The following is a 17269-nucleotide window of genomic DNA, read 5'->3' on the forward strand; positions in this document are numbered from 1 at the left end:
ATTATACTTAGATTATACGAAATATTCTTATTTTTTTCTACATAATTCCGCAATTATTTTCTTAAAATAGTTTTAAAACATCTTCAGTCGTAACGATTTTAGCAAATTCATCATGTAAGTTTACAAGTGTCATATTGTGGATGTCCTCTGCACTATACTCTATCCCGTCCAAACCTTTACGATTGAATGTAGCCGTCGCATCGCTCACTACATACGTTGTAAATCCTAAATTACCTGCCATCCGTGTTGTAGTCTCCACACAATGATTTGTCGTTAATCCTACAATCACTACCGTATTACATTTTTTCTCTCTTAATTGTTCTTCTAAATTTGTCCCAATGAACGCGCTATTAACGGATTTCCGGATAATTATTTCATCTGGCATTGGTTGTACTTCTTCTTTAAAGTTTACTGTTTCTGCATGTTGATAAAACATCGACTGAACACTTTCTTTATTTACATGTTGAATATGAAAAACTGGCTGTTTCCTTTTTCTCCATTCCTCTAACAAACTTTTCATATTTTCTTCCGCAAAAAGGTTATTCCTCGTGCCCCAGTACGGCGAGTTGAATGCTTCTTGTACATCAATGATTATCAGTGCTACTTGATTAAGCATACTATCCTCCTATTTAATTGGGCTGTAATTGAAACAGAAAACCAAGTTGCTGCGACGCAGTAATAAAACAAATATACGCGCAAAGCTCTACAATTTCTTTTTCCGTCCAATATTGTTTTAAGACATGAAACATATTATCATCTATCGCCTTTCGGTCATGAACAAATGTATGTGCAAAAGTAACTGCTACACTCATTTCTTCTACCTTTTGCATATCATCAGGTCTTCCCTTTGCCATACAGTACGGACATTCATTCCCATACGCTAATGTTCGTCTCACTTGCTCCTTCAACTCTGCTGAAAGAGTTCCTTTATTGTACATTGTATCCTCTAACGCACTCCACGAATATAATATATCCGGATTATGACCTAGTAACTTTTGAAACTTTGTATCTCCTACATTTGATAATGAAATCCTCTCCATCATTTCCCCTCCTATTTCCTTCTGTTTTATTGTAAAATAAATAAAGTTCACTTTACATTTCATATGAATCTTAATTTATATTTTTCCTTTACAAAAAATATCATTTTACTGGAGGTTTATTTACAAATGCAACTAGACCGTGTTGATCGAAAAATTTTAAATGAATTATATAATGATAGTCGCCTTTCCATGCGCGAATTAGCAAAGCGAGTAAACTTATCCGCTCCGTCTACTACAGAACGTGTTCGTAAACTCGAAAGTGAAGGCGTTATTCAAAAATACACAATCGATATCGATTATAAAAAAGCAGGACTTGTTTTAGATTGCATTTTAGAAATCACTTTAAAAAATGGTGATACAACACGTATGCAACAGTTTATTCAATCTTATCCATCTGCAAGTTTTTGTTACCGAGTAACAGGAAGCTTATGCTACATTGTAAAAATTTCTGTTCCTTCACTCGTAGAACTTGAAGAATTTATTAATGATGTTTCTTCATATGCAACGACAGTTTCTCATATCGTATTATCAGAAGTAGCTCTTACTCCGGACATTGAACATATCTTTCCAGAAGATTAATTTATTTTTATTCGCAAATTATTGAAAAACACCTTACAATAAAAATAATATATTATGTATTAAAATACATAAAGTTCGAGAAAGGGGCTTTACATTGAAAATCTGGTTTTATGAAAAAACGGCACAATTAGATGACTTGCTTGGTATTTGGGACAATGTTCCGACCATCCCTCGAATTGGTGAAAAAGTTGAACTTCTAAAAACAGTTCGGATCGTTACAGATATTAAATATGTAAAGAACGGTAATAATTTTCGTGTAGAGATTATTACAAATTAAAAAGTAGCTCTTTAGGAGCTACTTTTTAATTATCTATTATACGCTTTCTTTATAACAATTTTATCTTCTTCTACAGAAACTGTTACATAATCATTTTCTTCTAACCGAAGCTTATTTACAGCTTCATCAGGCAGTTCTACAGCCATCAATCTATCTGTTACTATCACTTGGCTATATATTTCATTTTCTTCTGATGTATTCACTACTTTTTCTTCATTTATGAAACGAAGCGGTGGCACACCTACTTCTTTTACCGTACGCCATTGTTTCCAAATATAAGGGATTAACCAAAGTAATCCAACAATCACAAGTCCAATGCCAATCCATAAATTACTTTGTGCCTGCAATTCCGCAATTGAGATTGTGTCACTTCCATCTCCACTTGCCAATTGCATACTCGTTGCAATCAAATTATTTAAAGCATGCACAGCAATATTCGTCCATATACTTCTTGTCTTTATGTATAGAAGGCACATAATAACACCGAACATGAAAGCACCGATAACATCAAAATGTCCTAGTCCAAAAATAAGAGAGGATATAATAACCGCTCGTTTAATCCCCCATTTGTATGCCATTCGTTGTAAGAAAAACCCTCTAAAAATAACCTCTTCCATTATTGGGGCTAATACACATGCTGAAATGAAAGTAAATATCGTCATGTATATGTTACTCGTATTAATTACATTTCCATCTTCTAACATAGTAACTAAGAAATTAGGTAAAGTATGTGCTAAAATATAAAATTGAATTTGGGATATACCGACTGAAAAAATCATTCCCATTATCGTTGCTAATACAATTAACCCCCAATGTAAACGTCTGGGCTTATCAAAAAAACTTTTAAAAACAACATTATTTTTACTTGTTTTTAAATATAGCCACAATAGTGGAAATACGAAAAATATTGATATTTGTGACATGAACTCTATCGTATTGTCAGAAGCACCTGATAAACTTAATGGAATCATCGTTAGGAACATCCCTATAATCATCCATCCAAAAAAACTACGTAACCTTATACGTGAAAATGCATATTGCATATTGAACACCTCCAGAGATGATATAAAGTGAAACTTTACTCAGTGGGGGTTTGGTTCATCCCCACAAATGGCCGAACAACTAAATTATAATATGAATATAGTTGAAAATCTGCCTATTTTTCTCAAATAATTTCAAACAACATATCTCTTAAAATATATAGTACGTTTTATTTAAAATACCGTATTACTGTTCTTCCAGTTGAAATCTAGGGGAACGTTATGTAATAAAAATCCCCGTTTTTACAAGCGGGGATTTCTTTTATTATAATACGTCACGTTTTTGGAATAATACACTTGATGCTACAAGTAATACAGCAAAGTATGCAACTACAAGTAATAATGAGGTTGTAAACGTAAATTCTGTAAATGGTGGTTCTGCTCCGCCACTTACTAATTTATTACTATCGTAAGCACTTAAATTCAAATGGAAAAATACCACAAATTTCACTACACCTTTTGCAAACATCATCAGTACCATATTAATTGGTCCTTGTAAAAAGAAGAGGAACATCGTAATAATCAATGGTAATACAGACTTTCTAAATACGTTTGCTAAGAAAAATGCAAGCGTCGCAAAGAAGAACGGTGAAAGTACTTGATATAAAGTAGATTTCATTACGATTCCTAACGTTAATTCTGTTTTACTACCATCCTTTACAATTCCGCCAATAATCATTGCAATTAACGTGCTAGCAAATATGATAAATACTATAGTAAGTAACACTGTAATATATTTAGAGAATAAAACGGTAATTCTTTTTCTTGGACGGATTAATAACTGCTTAATTGTACCTTTTTGGAACTCATCAGTAATCATACGTGAAGCAATCGTAATTCCAAAAATTGTTGCAAATAAAGTAATTAAACCAATCTCTGAACTTGCAAAATCTAAATATGATCCTTTAAATTCACTTCCGTCGCCCCACTTCATCATCGCTAAAACTCCCAAAATCTCCAATACTGCAATAACACCAATTAAAATATACATACCTTTTTTCGCATGCAACTTTAAAAATTCATTTTGAATTAATTTAAACATTACGCTTTCACTCCCCCTGTAATTGCTAAGAACTCATCCTCTAACGTTTTATTTTGAACGTTAACTCCGTATACAAGCACATCGTCATTCACAAGTTTCTTTACAAGTTGTGGAATTTCTTCTTTCGTTACAGATACTGCAATTACATTTCCTTGCGCCTTCCCTTTAATGATTTCATTTGCTTTCTGTACTTGATCTACTTCAAACGCTACAACTACTTTCTCATCATGTTTCGCTTGTTCATGTAAGTTGTACTCTTGTACAAACTCACCTTGCTTTATAATAACGACGCGATCACACATTAGTTCAATTTCACTTAATAAGTGACTTGATACGATTACGGCAATATTCTCTTCTTTCGCTAAACGTTGTAAATAATCACGGATTTGGCGAATACCAGCCGGATCTAATCCATTTGTCGGTTCATCTAAAATTAATATTTTCGGCTGATGAAGTAACGCCTGTGCAATTCCTAAACGCTGTTTCATACCAAGTGAGTATGTTTTTACCTTTTTATGAATTGCATGCTCTAATTCAACAAGCTTTACAATTTCAGCGATGCGCTCTTTACTAATTGGAGTAATTGCCATGTTTGCAAAATGCTTTAAGTTTTGCATACCAGTCATATAATCATATAGTTCAGGGTTTTCTACAATTGCACCAATTTGCTCTAACGCCTTTTCACGCTCCGTACGAATGCTATGACCACAAATTGTAATATCGCCTTCTGTCATAGAAATAAGACCTGTCATCATACGAATTGTCGTCGTCTTACCACTTCCATTTGGTCCAAGGAAACCGTACACTTCCCCTTCACGAACCTCAAATGATAAACCTCGAATAATTTCTGTTCTACCAATCCTTTTTCGAACATTTTCTAATTTTACTACTACATTTCCCAATGCCGATTCCTCCTTTAGACTTCTAGTTTTTTGTCGATAATGCGACCTGTTATATAAACAAGTAGAATAAATATTCCTATAGAAAAACTAAGGCTATATAAATTCATAAGCTTTTCCGGAAATAACATTATATCTCCATCTGACGATTCATCTATATAAATTAAATTTCTTATTAAGGGCACTATAGGAGCAAGCCCACCCAACATTTCATATATAACGCTCATCACTTTTGTTACTAATAAAAATAACAAAAATATAATCGTATATTCTAGCTTCTTCTTTTTCAAAGAAAAAACTTTAACGCTAGCTACTGCAAAAAGTAATACAAGCAATATGCTAGATAATTTAAATACATATAACATAGTACTAAAGAGGTGCTTTAATGGATTGAATACACTTTGGGTAAATAACACTTCATAGAGCTCTGTACCCTTTATTATTTTCATAGAAATACCATATAAAAAAACAGAACCTATAACTTCAAAAATAAGGAGATAAATGACAGTATATAACACTATTGCTAAAACAATTGTTTTGCCTGATATCGATGTTAATCGAAATAATGTGCTTTCAGTCATTTTCCCAAATGCAGACACCGCCTGAATAAATATCATCGCTAAAAAGATTATATATACTAGAATAACAAAACCAACTATAATTGTTTGCCTTACCTCTCCTGATTCTTGCTTAATATAATTCCCCAAACTTACGAAAGCTACAGCGATAACGAATATAAATGATAGCAACGAAATAATAATTTGCTTTTTATTAATATTGTACATATATATTAAGCTCGACTTCATCTACTAAACACCTCCTTAAACACATCTGTGACAGCTTTCCCTCTCTGAAAACGTAACTCTTCTACATTTTCATACAATACAATTTCCCCATCTTTTAAAAAGATTACCTCATCAAAAATATTTTCAACTTCATTTATTAAATGAGTTGAGATTAGTATGGTACAATCTTCTCTATAAAATTGTAGAATGAGATCTAATACGTGTTCTCTAGAAACAAGATCAATCCCGCCAAGTGGTTCATCCAGTACATATAACTTCGCTTTTCGAGAAAACGTTAAAATAATTTGAAGCTTTTCAATCATCCCTTTTGATAATGCTATAATTTTTTCTTCTAACGGTATTTTAAATTCTGCAATCGTATCTACTGCTCTTTGAATATCAAAGTCTTTATAAAAATCTCGATAGAAAAATAGGGCATCTTTTACAGTCATCCAATCATCAAAGACTGGCTTATCAGACATAAATGAAACGATTTCTTTCGTCTCTAACCCTACTTTTTTACCTTTAATTGCTATGCTACCTTCAGAAGGGTGCTGCAGGCCTGCAATCATTTTCAATAACGTCGTTTTCCCGCTTCCGTTATCTCCAACAAGACCAACGATTTTGCCTTCCGTAATCTCTATATTTAACTCCCGGATCACTGCTTTTAATCCGTACCGCTTCCATAAATTTTCTATTTTTAATAACTCTGTCATTCGCTCTCCTCCCTTTTCTCATGTAATGAAGAACGAAGGATTGTAAGAATTTCTTCTTCTGAAAAACCTAAATTGTCCATTCCATCTATAAAAGAATGAAGTAATTCTCTCGCCATATCTTTTCGCAGCTCCATAATTTTCTCCCCTTCATTCGTTACATATCGTCCCATTCCTCTACGTGTTACAACAACTCCATCCCGTTCTAGTTCTTGAAATGTACGTTGAATCGTATTTGGATTTACTTGTAATTCACTCGCTAATTCACGTACAGAGGGAATTTTATCGCCAGGCGATAAATGACCCGTTACAATTTCTTTTTTTATGTATTCCATTACTTGAATGTAAATTGGTGTGTTTGGAGAAAACTCGATTTTCATTTCTCCCCTCCTGTCTTAGTGTGTTAGTTAAATAGTACACTAAGACAAATTAAATGTAAATAGTTACAACAAAAAATGTAATAAAAAGGCAGTGTAACTTTTCGTTACACTGCCTTCCTGTAATACAATATAAGTAAATCTATTCTAATTATAGTTTCAATCGCTTGAATTCACATATAACATTATGCGAAATTTATTTTACTTGAGTTAGCACGGATTTAAACGTATTAATAACTGTATCTACTTCTTCATAACTAATTGTAAGAGATGGTTCAATACGAATTGTTTTTGAGTTAATTAATGTTCCCGCAACAAGAATACCTTGATCAAACATCGCCTTTGACACTTCATAACCAATCTCGTCTTTATGGAATTCAATCCCAATCATTAAACCTTGACCACGGATTTCAAAGATTTTATCTTCGTGTCCTTCTGCTGCTTGTTTCAATCCTTTTAAGAAATACTCCCCAACTTCAGCAGCACGTTCTGGTAATTTCTCTTCCAATAATACATGGATTGTTGCAATTGCAGCAGCACATGCAAGAGGATTCCCGCCAAACGTTGTTGTATGCATAAATGGATTTTCAAACCAGCTTTGGAATACTTTTTCTTTCGCAACAATAGCTCCCGCTGGCATTACACCTCCACCAAACGCTTTCGCAAGACAAATAATATCCGGCACAACATCATATAAATCTGCTGCAAACATTTTTCCTGTACGGCCCATTCCAGTTTGCACTTCATCAAAAATAAGGAGCGAATCAAACTCATCACAAAGCTCTCGCACTTGTTTCAAATAATTTTCTGGAGGTAAAATAATGCCGCCCTCCCCTTGAATTGGCTCTAAAATAACTGCTGCAACATCTTCTCCCACTAATGCACATGTCTCAAATGTTTTTCTCATCATATCAATATCGCCGAATGGAACATGACGGAAACCCGGAATTAATGGTAAAAATGGCTTACGGAACATTCCTTTTGCCGTCCCAGATAAAGCACCAAGGCTCTTACCATGGAAAGCACGAGTTGTAGAAATGAAAGTTGTTCGTTCACTATACATTTTTGCTAGTTTTAATGCTGCCTCTACGCTTTCTGTTCCACTATTTGTGAAGAAGGCATATTTCAAATCACCAGGTGTAATATCCGCTAAAATCTTTGCAAGAATTGCTCGAAGTGGATCTAGTAAATCCTGACTGTGCAATGCTTGACGCTTTAATTGATCTGTTACAGCTTTTACTACTTTCGGATTACGGTGACCAACATTATAAATTCCGAATCCACCTAAACAGTCAATGTATTTTTTACCATTAATATCCATAAAACAAGATCCTTCATCAGACCATTCTACTGCTGCAAATTGTCCATCTTTTGTTACTGTTTTTCTATAAGCAAGAAAACCAGGATTCACATGCTCTCTAAATCCGTCTACTGTTTCTTTTTGAATCCAATTTGCCTCTTCTTCAGATACTTTTTCTTTTTCAATTAACTGTAGTACTTTCGTAATATACTCATTTACATTTGATTCTTTCTCATTCAATTTATTTTTCACGTTCGTTTCCATCTAATTCACCTCTACATTTTTTTTATTTGCAAACCAACCAATAGGTTCTACTTCTAGATTTATATTAATCTGCTTAATTTCTTGAAATTCTTCTAAACCAAACGTTCCTAGACTACGACCTATACCACTTTGCTTATATCCGCCCCAAGGCGCCTCATTGTATGTTGGATGATAGCTATTAATCCACGTAATGCCTGCGCGAAGCTTGCGAATTACGCGCATTGCTTTTGCACCATCAACCGTAAATACCCCTCCAGCTAAGCCATAATCCGTACCGTTTGCTAACTCAATTGCTTCCTGTTCAGTTTTAAACTTTTGAATTACTACAACAGGACCGAAGATTTCTTCCTGGACAATGCGCATATCAGGTTTTACATTGACAAAGACTGTTGGTTCAATAAAGAAACCATCACCTTTTCCATCCTCCATTATTCGTCTACCTCCGCAAGCAACGTTTGCACCTTCGTCTTTTCCAATTTCAATATAACGTAATACCTTTTCCATATGTTCTTGACTTACAAGTGGCCCCATTTCTGATTCAGGATGATCACCAGGCCCAACGTTAATTTGCTGCGCTCGCTCTACAAAACTATTAACAAATTTATCATAAATATTTTCTTCTACAAGGATTCTTGATCCTGCTGAACATACTTGTCCGCTACCTGCATAAATACCGAATAGAGCATAATCAATAGCAGTCTCAAAATCTGCATCTGCAAAAATAATATTTGGAGATTTCCCTCCAAGTTCTAACGAAATCTTTTTCATATTATCTGCTGCTGTTCTCATAATGTGCTTACCTGTTTTTGTTCCACCTGTAAAGGAAATCATATCCACTTTATGACTCGCTGCAATTTCATTCCCTACTATTGGACCGGCCCCCATTACCATATTGGCAACACCTTTTGGTAGTCCTACTTTTTCAAGGATTTCGAATAGCTTTGTTGCAGTTATTGGTGTCACTTCAGAAGGTTTAAACACAATTGTATTTCCAGCTGCTAAAGCAGGTGCAATTTTCCATACACTCATCAATAGCGGATAATTCCATGGAACAATTAATCCACAAACACCAACTGGCTCTCTTACAACCATCGCTTGCATCGGATCGGCTACATGATATGTTTGGCCATCTGGCTTTGTAATCAATCCGGCATAATAGCGAAAACAAGCCGCTGCATCTCCAATATCTCCTTCTGCCTCACGGTATGTTTTTCCATTATCCATTGTTTCAAGGTATACTAATTCTTCCATATTTTTATCAATTTCATCTGCTATTTTAAATAAATATGATGCTCTTTCAGCAGTGGATGTTTCTGACCAAATTCCGCTATCGAAAGCCGATCTTGCCACTTCTATTGCGTATTTTGCGTCCTCAATCGTTCCTTCAGGTGCATATGCTATACCCTTGCCATTCGCAGGGTTAATAATCGTTCTTTTTTCTTGATTACTAGAGTCTCTCCATTCACCGTTTACATACATTTTTAAATCTAGCACTATATTGAATCCTCCTTTATCGATCGTTTATATATTTATAAGCAATTTCCATGCCAATATTTAAAATTCAAAAGAATCATACATAAAGTGAAACTTTAGTCAGCCCTTACCAATCGGGCGTTTACGGACAGCAGGGCTTCCAGCCTAACTTCTTTGCTCCACCTGAATTTTGAGGTGGGAGTTTTACTGCCCACAAATAGCGGGATAAACTGACTATTTTCTTAAAAACAACAAACATTTTATGCATTTCCACATACACTATTCCATTTTGCATAAAGTGAAACTTTAATCATTTCCGCTACCACCTTCACCACTCGGGACTTGAATCCGAGAGAATATGTACATGCTGAGCGCACACAAAAAGGAGAAGTCTATGTGACCTTCTCCTTTTTTAGGAATATGAGATGATATCAGCCGCTATCTCTTTTTCACTAACAATCTTTTGATATTTACGACTCACTGAAGATTGGCTGATTCCAAGAGCTTTTGCAGCCTTAGTCGTTGTTTTATACTGCTTCATTGCAAGCAAAATCAATTGTTCTTCTACAGAATGTAGCGCTTCTTGTAATGGTAGTACTCTTGTAATAACTGGTTTTGATTTATTAAAGTCATAACCGGGTGTTAAAAACTTACTAACAAACTCCGCTTCAATTACTGGATCATCTGCTGATACAACTAAACGTTCAATCATATTCTGTAATTCACGGACATTTCCTGGCCATGAATAGAACTCTAGTAAATTAAGTGCATCTGGAGTTAAATGATAATTTTTATTATATTTTTCATTTAACTGTTGTAAGAAATGAAAGGCAAGTACCGGAACATCTTCCATTCGCTCTCGTAAAGAAGGAACTCGCAGCGGAATTACATTGAGGCGATAAAATAAATCTTCACGGAATGTTCCAGATTCGACCATCTTTTCAAGGCTCTTATTTGTAGCGGCAATAATTTGTACATTTATTTTCATAGGTGTTGTACTTCCAATAGGAATTACTTCTTGTTCCTGCAGGACTCTAAGCAATTTTACTTGCAAATGTAAAGGCATTTCTCCAATTTCATCTAAAAATAAAATACCTTGATCAGCTCGCTTAAAATATCCTTCTTTTCCATTTTTATCGGCTCCTGTAAAAGCACCTTTCGTATAACCAAATAATTCACTTTCTAACAAAGTTTCTGGAATTGCACCACAATTTAATTTTAAAAATGGCTTTGAAGATCTGTTTCCAAGTTGATGAATTGCCTGGGCAATTACTTCTTTTCCAACACCAGATTCTCCAGAAATAAGAACATTGGAAGAAAAATCTGCTATTTTTTTAGCTTGGTTAATTATTTGTTCCATTTTTGGACTACAGTAAATAAGCTTCTTAAGAAAACGATCTTTATTTTTAAAGTCATCTAACTCTTTCTTATATTGCTCTGATATCTTCTTTATTTCATGTAATTCCGTCTTCAATCTCGTTGCTTCGGTAATATCCCTTGAGGCAATAATAATACGATGAAGCTCTCCGTTTTCATTGAATACAGGGTTTCCAACTGCTAATATTTTTCTTCCGCTTTTTGTTTCTTGTACAACTGATACCTTTTTTTGTTTTTCCAACACTAATCGCGTAACCGATGGACTAAATAACCCTTTCTTTTCTAGGTCTAAAAGATTTTTTCCTAGCAAGTCCTTCAAATTACTCCCCCAAAAATCATTGATAACAGTTTCACTATAACGAATTAATTCCCCTTTATGATTAACAACTAATATTTCATCATAAATGCTAGACAAAATTGCATGTAAATCTTTATTTAAATCCTTTATATATTCAATTTCCATCGCCATGTCCTCGACCATCGGCAAATCTTGCACAATAATAACCATTCCTTCAATACTTTGATCAAAGTTTGGAATCGGACTATAGTCAACTAATACACCCATCTCATTTGTGATTTGTAATTGATTCAAGATCGTTTTTCCCTTTGTAAATACGTTATTAATGTGTTCTCCATTAAAAATCAGTTCTGCTGGTACATTCATAACTTTTTCAGGAGTCGATTTAATCATCTTCAAACCAGACTCATTACAATTTACAATTTTCTTTTCTCGATCTACTACAAAAATCCCCATTGGAATAGACGTTAAAATAATTTTCAATATATCAACACTCTGATTTTCTTGTTTAAATAGTTCTGCAAAAACATCCTCTCTTCTTATATATCCTGTTAGCTCATCCACTTCATTTTTCACTATGGCAATCGGCGCTCCGATAATTTGAAAAAGAGCTGTTAAAGAAATATCTTTACTAAGATGACATATTGTATCTAGTGAAACAGCATTTGAAAGTAATAGCTTAGAAGTTAATTCCTTACTATTTGATAGCAGATCCTTCACATGAACGTATGCAAATAATTTCTCTCCTCTTTTTAAAAATAGAAAAGATTCTTTTATATTTTTAACATCTATATTCCATTCCTTTTCAGATTGATCGATAGGTAGAGAAACTATGGGTCTAATTTTTGTATGAGCGATGGAAAACATTCTGCTATTCCTCCTTTGAACTATTTAATTTGTATTGTATCATTAAATGCAGATTTTTTTAATTAATCTGAAAATAAAACATTTCTTTCTTTATTTAATAAAAAAAGGAAGATGAGTGCCTCCATCTTCCTCATAGTTCTATCATTAATCACTACCACTAACGAAAAGATCTTCTTGAATATAAGCTAATACCATACCTGGAATTACTTTATCTCCCGCTTCTACTTCTAAAGATTGAACTTCTCCACTACATCCCATCTTAATTACTTCCAGTTTACCATTCATATCTTTAATAGAGAATAATGGCTCCCATTCATAAATTCGAGAATCCTTATCGATAGACACTTTTTCAATTATTCCATAACACGGACTCGTAATAATATCATAATACATAATCAATCATCCCTTTCTTTTATTCTATTAATATTGTTCTTCTAACCTTTGTGACTGAAGAATCATATAGAAAAAGCTTTGAAACTCTTCTATGTCCTCTACCTCAATTCCTAGCTTTGTTGCCCAATATTGTTCCTCTCCAATATCTTCTTGGCTTAATAAAACCATTCTCCCATTTTGAATTGAGGTAACCATTGCTTTTCCAAGAAACTGTTGCGAATACGTAACAGCTATATCGTAACGATGACTATTCGACACAATACAGTAATAACCGATTTGTTGTCTCTCCACTTCTTCTAATAAAATATCCAGTTTCATTTTAGCCCTCCCTTTAGGTTAAAAATGCAACCAACCTCTTAGGCGCGATGCTTCTACAATCTTGCGAACCCCTTCCATATAAGCAGCAATTTTCATATTTACTCCAAAGCGTTTAGAAGTATCAAGTACGTTAGAAAAACTAGATGTAATTTTCTCCTTTAAACATTGATCAACATATTGCTCGGTCCAGTAATATCCTTGGTTATTTTGACACCATTCAAAATATGAAACAATTACGCCACCAGAGTTTGCTAAAATATCTGGAACAACCAAAATTCCCTTTTCTTCTAACATGGTTATCGCCTCTTTTGTTGTTGGTCCATTTGCAGCCTCAATGATAATCTTACATCCAAGCTTTCCTGCATTATGTTTTGTAATGACTCCTCCAATTGCCGCCGGAATGAGTACATCACATTCTTTTTCTAACAACTCCTGATTAGAAATTGTTTCACTAAAGAGATTCGATACTACACCGAAAGAATCTCTGTTTTCTAGTAAATAAGGAACATCTAGACCGTCTGGATTATAAATTCCTCCTATAGCATCTGATACCCCGACTACTTTCACACCAATATCATATAAATATTTTGCCAAATAACCTCCAACATTCCCGAACCCTTGAATAATAACTCGCATATTTTGTAGCGGAATTTGTTTTAACTCACTTACTAACTGAAGTGTATACAATACACCTTTAGAAGTTGCTGTTTCCCGCCCTTGTGATCCTCCTAGCATTAATGGCTTCCCGGTTATAAAGCCTGGAGAGTCAAACTCCCTGATATGGTCATATTCATCTAGCATCCAAGCCATAATTTGCGCATTTGTATACATATCAGGTGCTGGAATATCTTTCGTCGGTCCCACGATTTGACTTACTGCTCTTACATACCCACGACTCAGTAACTCTAGTTCTCTAAAACTCAACTCCTGTGGATTACAAATAATCCCGCCCTTTGCGCCTCCATATGGCAGTCCTGTCACTCCACATTTCAAGCTCATCCAGCCAGCAAGTGCTTTTACTTCTTCTGCCGTAACATCTGGATGAAATCTAATACCACCTTTTGTTGGCCCTGCTGCGTCGTTATGCTGAGCGCGATACCCTTGAAATACCTTTGTTGTTCCATCATCCATGCGGACAGGAATGCTTACTTCTAAAAAACGCATCGGTTTTTTCAGAAATTCGAATACTTCGTCTGGATAACTTAAAAAATGAAGCGCCTCTTTTAATATAGCTTGAAATTCCTCTAAAGGATTTTCAACTTCAACTGTATTTGTATGTCTTTCTGATTGAATCGGCACGATAACACCCCTCTTTATATTTTTACTAATTGTACAAAGCAATAATCGTGCCAAGTGAAAATACTACGTTAATCATATCGTGTCATCCCCTTTACTTATGAATCTTTGAATGACTTATGCAATACTGCATGATTATCAAATAAAAAAAGAAAAAGACATCGGAACTTATCCGATGCCTTTTTCTTTTTTTATTTCCTGTGCTTCTTCAAAATGCATTTGCGGAGGAGCTGAGCGGAACATATTTGTAACATATAGAAGGTACCCAATTCCAATAGCAGCCCAGCAAATCCCTAGAATAAGTGAATGAATATTGAGGTTAAACCATAGTACCGCCACAGTACCAGCACCTAAAATAGGCATAACTAAGAAATTTAAACAGTCTTTTATCGTTTTATATCTTTTTTTCTTAATTACATAGTAGGAAATTACAGATAAATTAACAAATGTAAATGCAATAAGCGCTCCAAAATTAATAAGAGATGCTGCCGTTTCTAAATCAATGAATATAGCGGAGAGCGAAATAATTCCTACAATAACAATGTTATATACTGGAGTTCTCCAGCGAGGATGAATGTATCCGAATATTTTCTTCGGAATTACATTATCTCGCCCCATAACGTACAATAATCTGGATACACTTGTATGAGAAGCTAAACCAGACGCAAGTGTCCCCATGAGCGTTCCTACTAAAAAGAAAGCTTGAAATAGTTTTCCTCCAACATATAGCGCAATTTCTGGAGACGCTGATTCTTTATCTTTAAATACAGATGTATCTGGAAAGAAAGATTGTGTAAAATACGTAGTTGTAATGAATAAAACTCCCCCAATTAAAGCAGTAAGAAAAATAGCTCGTGGAATTGTCTTCTTCGCGTTTGGTGTCTCTTCAGAAAATGTAGTTACTGCATCAAAACCTAAAAATGAAAAACAAAGAATTGTCGCACCTGCAACTAACGGTGATATTTGTATATCCGATTGAAAAAACGGCTGAATGGAAAAAACTTCTCCTGTTCCCTCTCCCGCTAATAAACCTTTTATAACAAGAAAAACAAACACGGCCATTACTAGCACTTGAAATATTACTAAAAAAGTATTGAAGTTAGCAGTAACATTCACGCTAATAATATTTATAAGTGTAATCAGTAGAATAAAACCGATGACCCATATCCAACTAGGAACACTTGGAAAAAATGCTGACAAATAAATTCTCGTTAATAGTGCGTTCACCATCGGTAGAAACAAATAATCCAATAACGCGGACCATCCAACAAGAAATCCAAGCCTTGCACTAATTGTCTTCTGTGTATACGTATAAGCTGATCCTGCGGTAGGAAAAACCTTTACCATTTTGCCGTAGCTTGCAGCGGTAAACAACATCCCTGCTAATGCAATCAAATAAGCTCCTGGAACATGCCCACCCGTTTTTTCCGAAACAATTCCAAACGTATCAAATCCAACCATCGGTGTCATGTACCCGACCCCTAGCATAACAATTGACCACAGCCCTAATGAACGTTTTAAACCAACTACTTTTCCCACCTATCATTCCCCCTACTTTTCCTATCTAATTTCCATTTAAAAATCGACAGCGAAAAGGAAACGCTTTCAAACGACTGTATATACCACACAATCTATTACAATTTCCTTTTGTTTTTAAATATCCATGCAATTTTCGAGCCAATATTTCTGTAGTCAAAAAAAGCACTCCGAAAAAGAACATATAGGTGGAATTAAGCCTCACTTCTTATCATTTTTTATTCATTTTGACATAAGTTATTCAATCTCTCATACTGCTAAATATAAAAAAACAGAACTTTAATCCATTTTTTATTTTCACTTCCTCATAAATTATACTTTTACGAGATAAAAATATTTTCATGAAATAATAACATTATGTAAACCATTAATATAAAAAAAGCTGTCTTTTCTATAAAGACAGCTTTTTTTATAACACTATATTAAAAATTGAATACAAAGTCATCGTCAGCTAACTTTTCAACGTTCGTTGCTTTTACGTAACCATTTCCTTTTACAGAGAAGAAATCATGGTTTTTCGTATCTGTACGTAAACCGTTTAAAACGATTGGGTTAATTTCTTCTTCTTCAAACTTCGGCTCAAGCCCTAAGTTCATAAGTCCTTTATTCGCATTGTAACGAACGAAACGATTTACATCTTCTACAAGACCGATAGAAGTGTAAATTTCTTCTGTGTATGCCATTTCAATTTCATATAGTTCCATTAATAATTCTTGCGTTTCTTTTTGCACTTCTTGTTGATCTTCTGCAGAAAGTTCTGCGAAGAGTTGCTGTGCTAAAATACCGACGAATACGCCGTGAATTGACTCATCACGAATTATTAGGTTAATAATCTCACCACTTGCTGTCAGTTTACCTTGACCAGCTAAGTAAAGTGGATAGAAGAATCCACTATAGAATAAGTAACTTTCTAAGAATACGCTTGCTACCATTGCCATGTATAACTCTTTTTTCGTTACTTCAGGCTTTAATAGACGACGGTAGTAACGAGTAATAATACCAGCCTTTTTCTCAAGTAATGGATGGTTATCTACCCATTCAAAAATATCATCAATTTCTTCTTCAGTAGCTAGCGTTGTGAAAATATGACTGTAACTCTTCGCATGTACTTCTTCCATAGCACCCATGAAAGCTAATACACTTTTCGCTTGTAAATTTTCAAGATGAACAAGTACAAGTGGCATCCCTTCGCCGCCTTGCTTCGTATCTAAAAGTGTTAAACCACCTAATACACGCTTATAAGCAACCTGCTCTTCTCTTGATAATTGTGCCCAAGTATTTTTGTCAGAAGATACCGCGATTTCTTCTTCTGTCCAAAACTGAGCGATGTTTTGCTTCCAAAACATTAAACTAAAATCGTCTTCCTTTTTGTTCCAGTTTACCGCACGCATTCAA

At 34.5% G+C, this 17269-nt stretch carries 18 protein-coding genes; 2 read left to right on the plus strand and 16 right to left on the minus strand.

Annotated elements, in window-relative coordinates; all coding sequences use genetic code 11:
• Positions 1–61 precede the first annotated feature (61 nt).
• Positions 62–616 carry a cysteine hydrolase family protein gene (locus SJY24_RS23480; RefSeq protein WP_377866359.1) on the minus strand — a complete coding sequence of 185 codons (555 nt, stop codon included), beginning with the start codon at positions 614–616 and terminating at the stop codon, positions 62–64.
• Positions 617–629: 13 nt separating this feature from the next.
• On the minus strand, positions 630–1103 hold the full coding sequence (locus SJY24_RS23485) for a carboxymuconolactone decarboxylase family protein (protein ID WP_377866360.1): 474 nt from the start codon (positions 1101–1103) through the stop codon (positions 630–632).
• 63 nt (positions 1104–1166) lie between these two features.
• On the opposite strand from SJY24_RS23485, the gene SJY24_RS23490 reads away from it, so the two are divergent.
• Both SJY24_RS23490 and SJY24_RS23495 read left to right on the plus strand, forming a co-directional pair.
• Positions 1167–1619, plus strand: a complete 453-nt coding sequence (locus SJY24_RS23490) for an Lrp/AsnC family transcriptional regulator (RefSeq protein WP_001175507.1) — start codon at positions 1167–1169, stop codon at positions 1617–1619.
• A 94-nt stretch (positions 1620–1713) separates the two neighbouring features.
• Positions 1714–1896: a DUF3913 family protein gene (locus SJY24_RS23495; protein ID WP_000707108.1), complete on the plus strand. Its 183-nt coding sequence runs from the start codon at positions 1714–1716 to the stop codon at positions 1894–1896.
• 29 nt (positions 1897–1925) lie between these two features.
• Here the strand turns inward: SJY24_RS23495 and SJY24_RS23500 are convergent, their stop codons facing one another.
• From SJY24_RS23500 to nrdF, 14 genes are all read right to left on the minus strand, one after another.
• A complete protein-coding gene (locus SJY24_RS23500; protein WP_377866361.1) occupies positions 1926–2939 on the minus strand; it encodes a CPBP family glutamic-type intramembrane protease in 1014 nt (337 codons plus the stop codon).
• Between the two features lie 262 nt (positions 2940–3201).
• Positions 3202–3978 (minus strand): ABC transporter permease, encoded by a 777-nt coding sequence (locus tag SJY24_RS23505; RefSeq protein ID WP_377866362.1) that lies wholly within the window; start codon positions 3976–3978, stop codon positions 3202–3204.
• Positions 3978–4880 (minus strand): ABC transporter ATP-binding protein, encoded by a 903-nt coding sequence (locus SJY24_RS23510; protein ID WP_377866363.1) that lies wholly within the window; start codon positions 4878–4880, stop codon positions 3978–3980. Before SJY24_RS23510 ends, SJY24_RS23505 begins: the two co-directional genes overlap by 1 nt.
• A gap of 14 nt (positions 4881–4894) precedes the next feature.
• Positions 4895–5683: an ABC transporter permease gene (locus SJY24_RS23515; RefSeq protein ID WP_377866364.1), complete on the minus strand. Its 789-nt coding sequence runs from the start codon at positions 5681–5683 to the stop codon at positions 4895–4897.
• Positions 5680–6378, minus strand: a complete 699-nt coding sequence (locus tag SJY24_RS23520) for an ABC transporter ATP-binding protein (protein WP_377866365.1) — start codon at positions 6376–6378, stop codon at positions 5680–5682. The genes SJY24_RS23515 and SJY24_RS23520 overlap by 4 nt, the downstream gene beginning before the upstream one ends.
• A complete protein-coding gene (locus tag SJY24_RS23525) occupies positions 6375–6755 on the minus strand; it encodes a GntR family transcriptional regulator (protein ID WP_377866366.1) in 381 nt (126 codons plus the stop codon). Before SJY24_RS23525 ends, SJY24_RS23520 begins: the two co-directional genes overlap by 4 nt.
• 193 nt (positions 6756–6948) lie before the next feature.
• Positions 6949–8316 carry a putrescine aminotransferase gene (locus tag SJY24_RS23530; RefSeq protein ID WP_377866367.1) on the minus strand — a complete coding sequence of 456 codons (1368 nt, stop codon included), beginning with the start codon at positions 8314–8316 and terminating at the stop codon, positions 6949–6951.
• Positions 8317–9810 (minus strand): aldehyde dehydrogenase family protein, encoded by a 1494-nt coding sequence (locus SJY24_RS23535; protein WP_377866368.1) that lies wholly within the window; start codon positions 9808–9810, stop codon positions 8317–8319.
• Between the two features lie 391 nt (positions 9811–10201).
• Positions 10202–12331: a sigma 54-interacting transcriptional regulator gene (locus tag SJY24_RS23540; protein ID WP_016119865.1), complete on the minus strand. Its 2130-nt coding sequence runs from the start codon at positions 12329–12331 to the stop codon at positions 10202–10204.
• A gap of 144 nt (positions 12332–12475) precedes the next feature.
• Positions 12476–12724, minus strand: a complete 249-nt coding sequence (locus SJY24_RS23545) for a biotin/lipoyl attachment domain-containing protein (protein WP_000291043.1) — start codon at positions 12722–12724, stop codon at positions 12476–12478.
• Between the two features lie 27 nt (positions 12725–12751).
• The gene (locus SJY24_RS23550) at positions 12752–13042 is read right to left on the minus strand and encodes an SAV0927 family protein (protein WP_377866369.1); all 291 of its coding nucleotides are present in this window, start codon (positions 13040–13042) and stop codon (positions 12752–12754) included.
• A gap of 18 nt (positions 13043–13060) precedes the next feature.
• Entirely contained in the window at positions 13061–14341 is a 1281-nt protein-coding gene (locus SJY24_RS23555; RefSeq protein WP_377866370.1) for a Glu/Leu/Phe/Val family dehydrogenase, read from the minus strand.
• A gap of 165 nt (positions 14342–14506) precedes the next feature.
• Positions 14507–15877, minus strand: a complete 1371-nt coding sequence (locus SJY24_RS23560) for an APC family permease (protein WP_377866371.1) — start codon at positions 15875–15877, stop codon at positions 14507–14509.
• Between the two features lie 419 nt (positions 15878–16296).
• Positions 16297–17265 carry a class 1b ribonucleoside-diphosphate reductase subunit beta gene (gene nrdF / locus SJY24_RS23565; RefSeq protein ID WP_001203023.1) on the minus strand — a complete coding sequence of 323 codons (969 nt, stop codon included), beginning with the start codon at positions 17263–17265 and terminating at the stop codon, positions 16297–16299.
• Positions 17266–17269 lie beyond the last annotated feature (4 nt).

The organism is Bacillus sp. R86525, from assembly GCF_042466195.1.
GTDB lineage: Bacteria > Bacillota > Bacilli > Bacillales > Bacillaceae_G > Bacillus_A > Bacillus_A nitratireducens.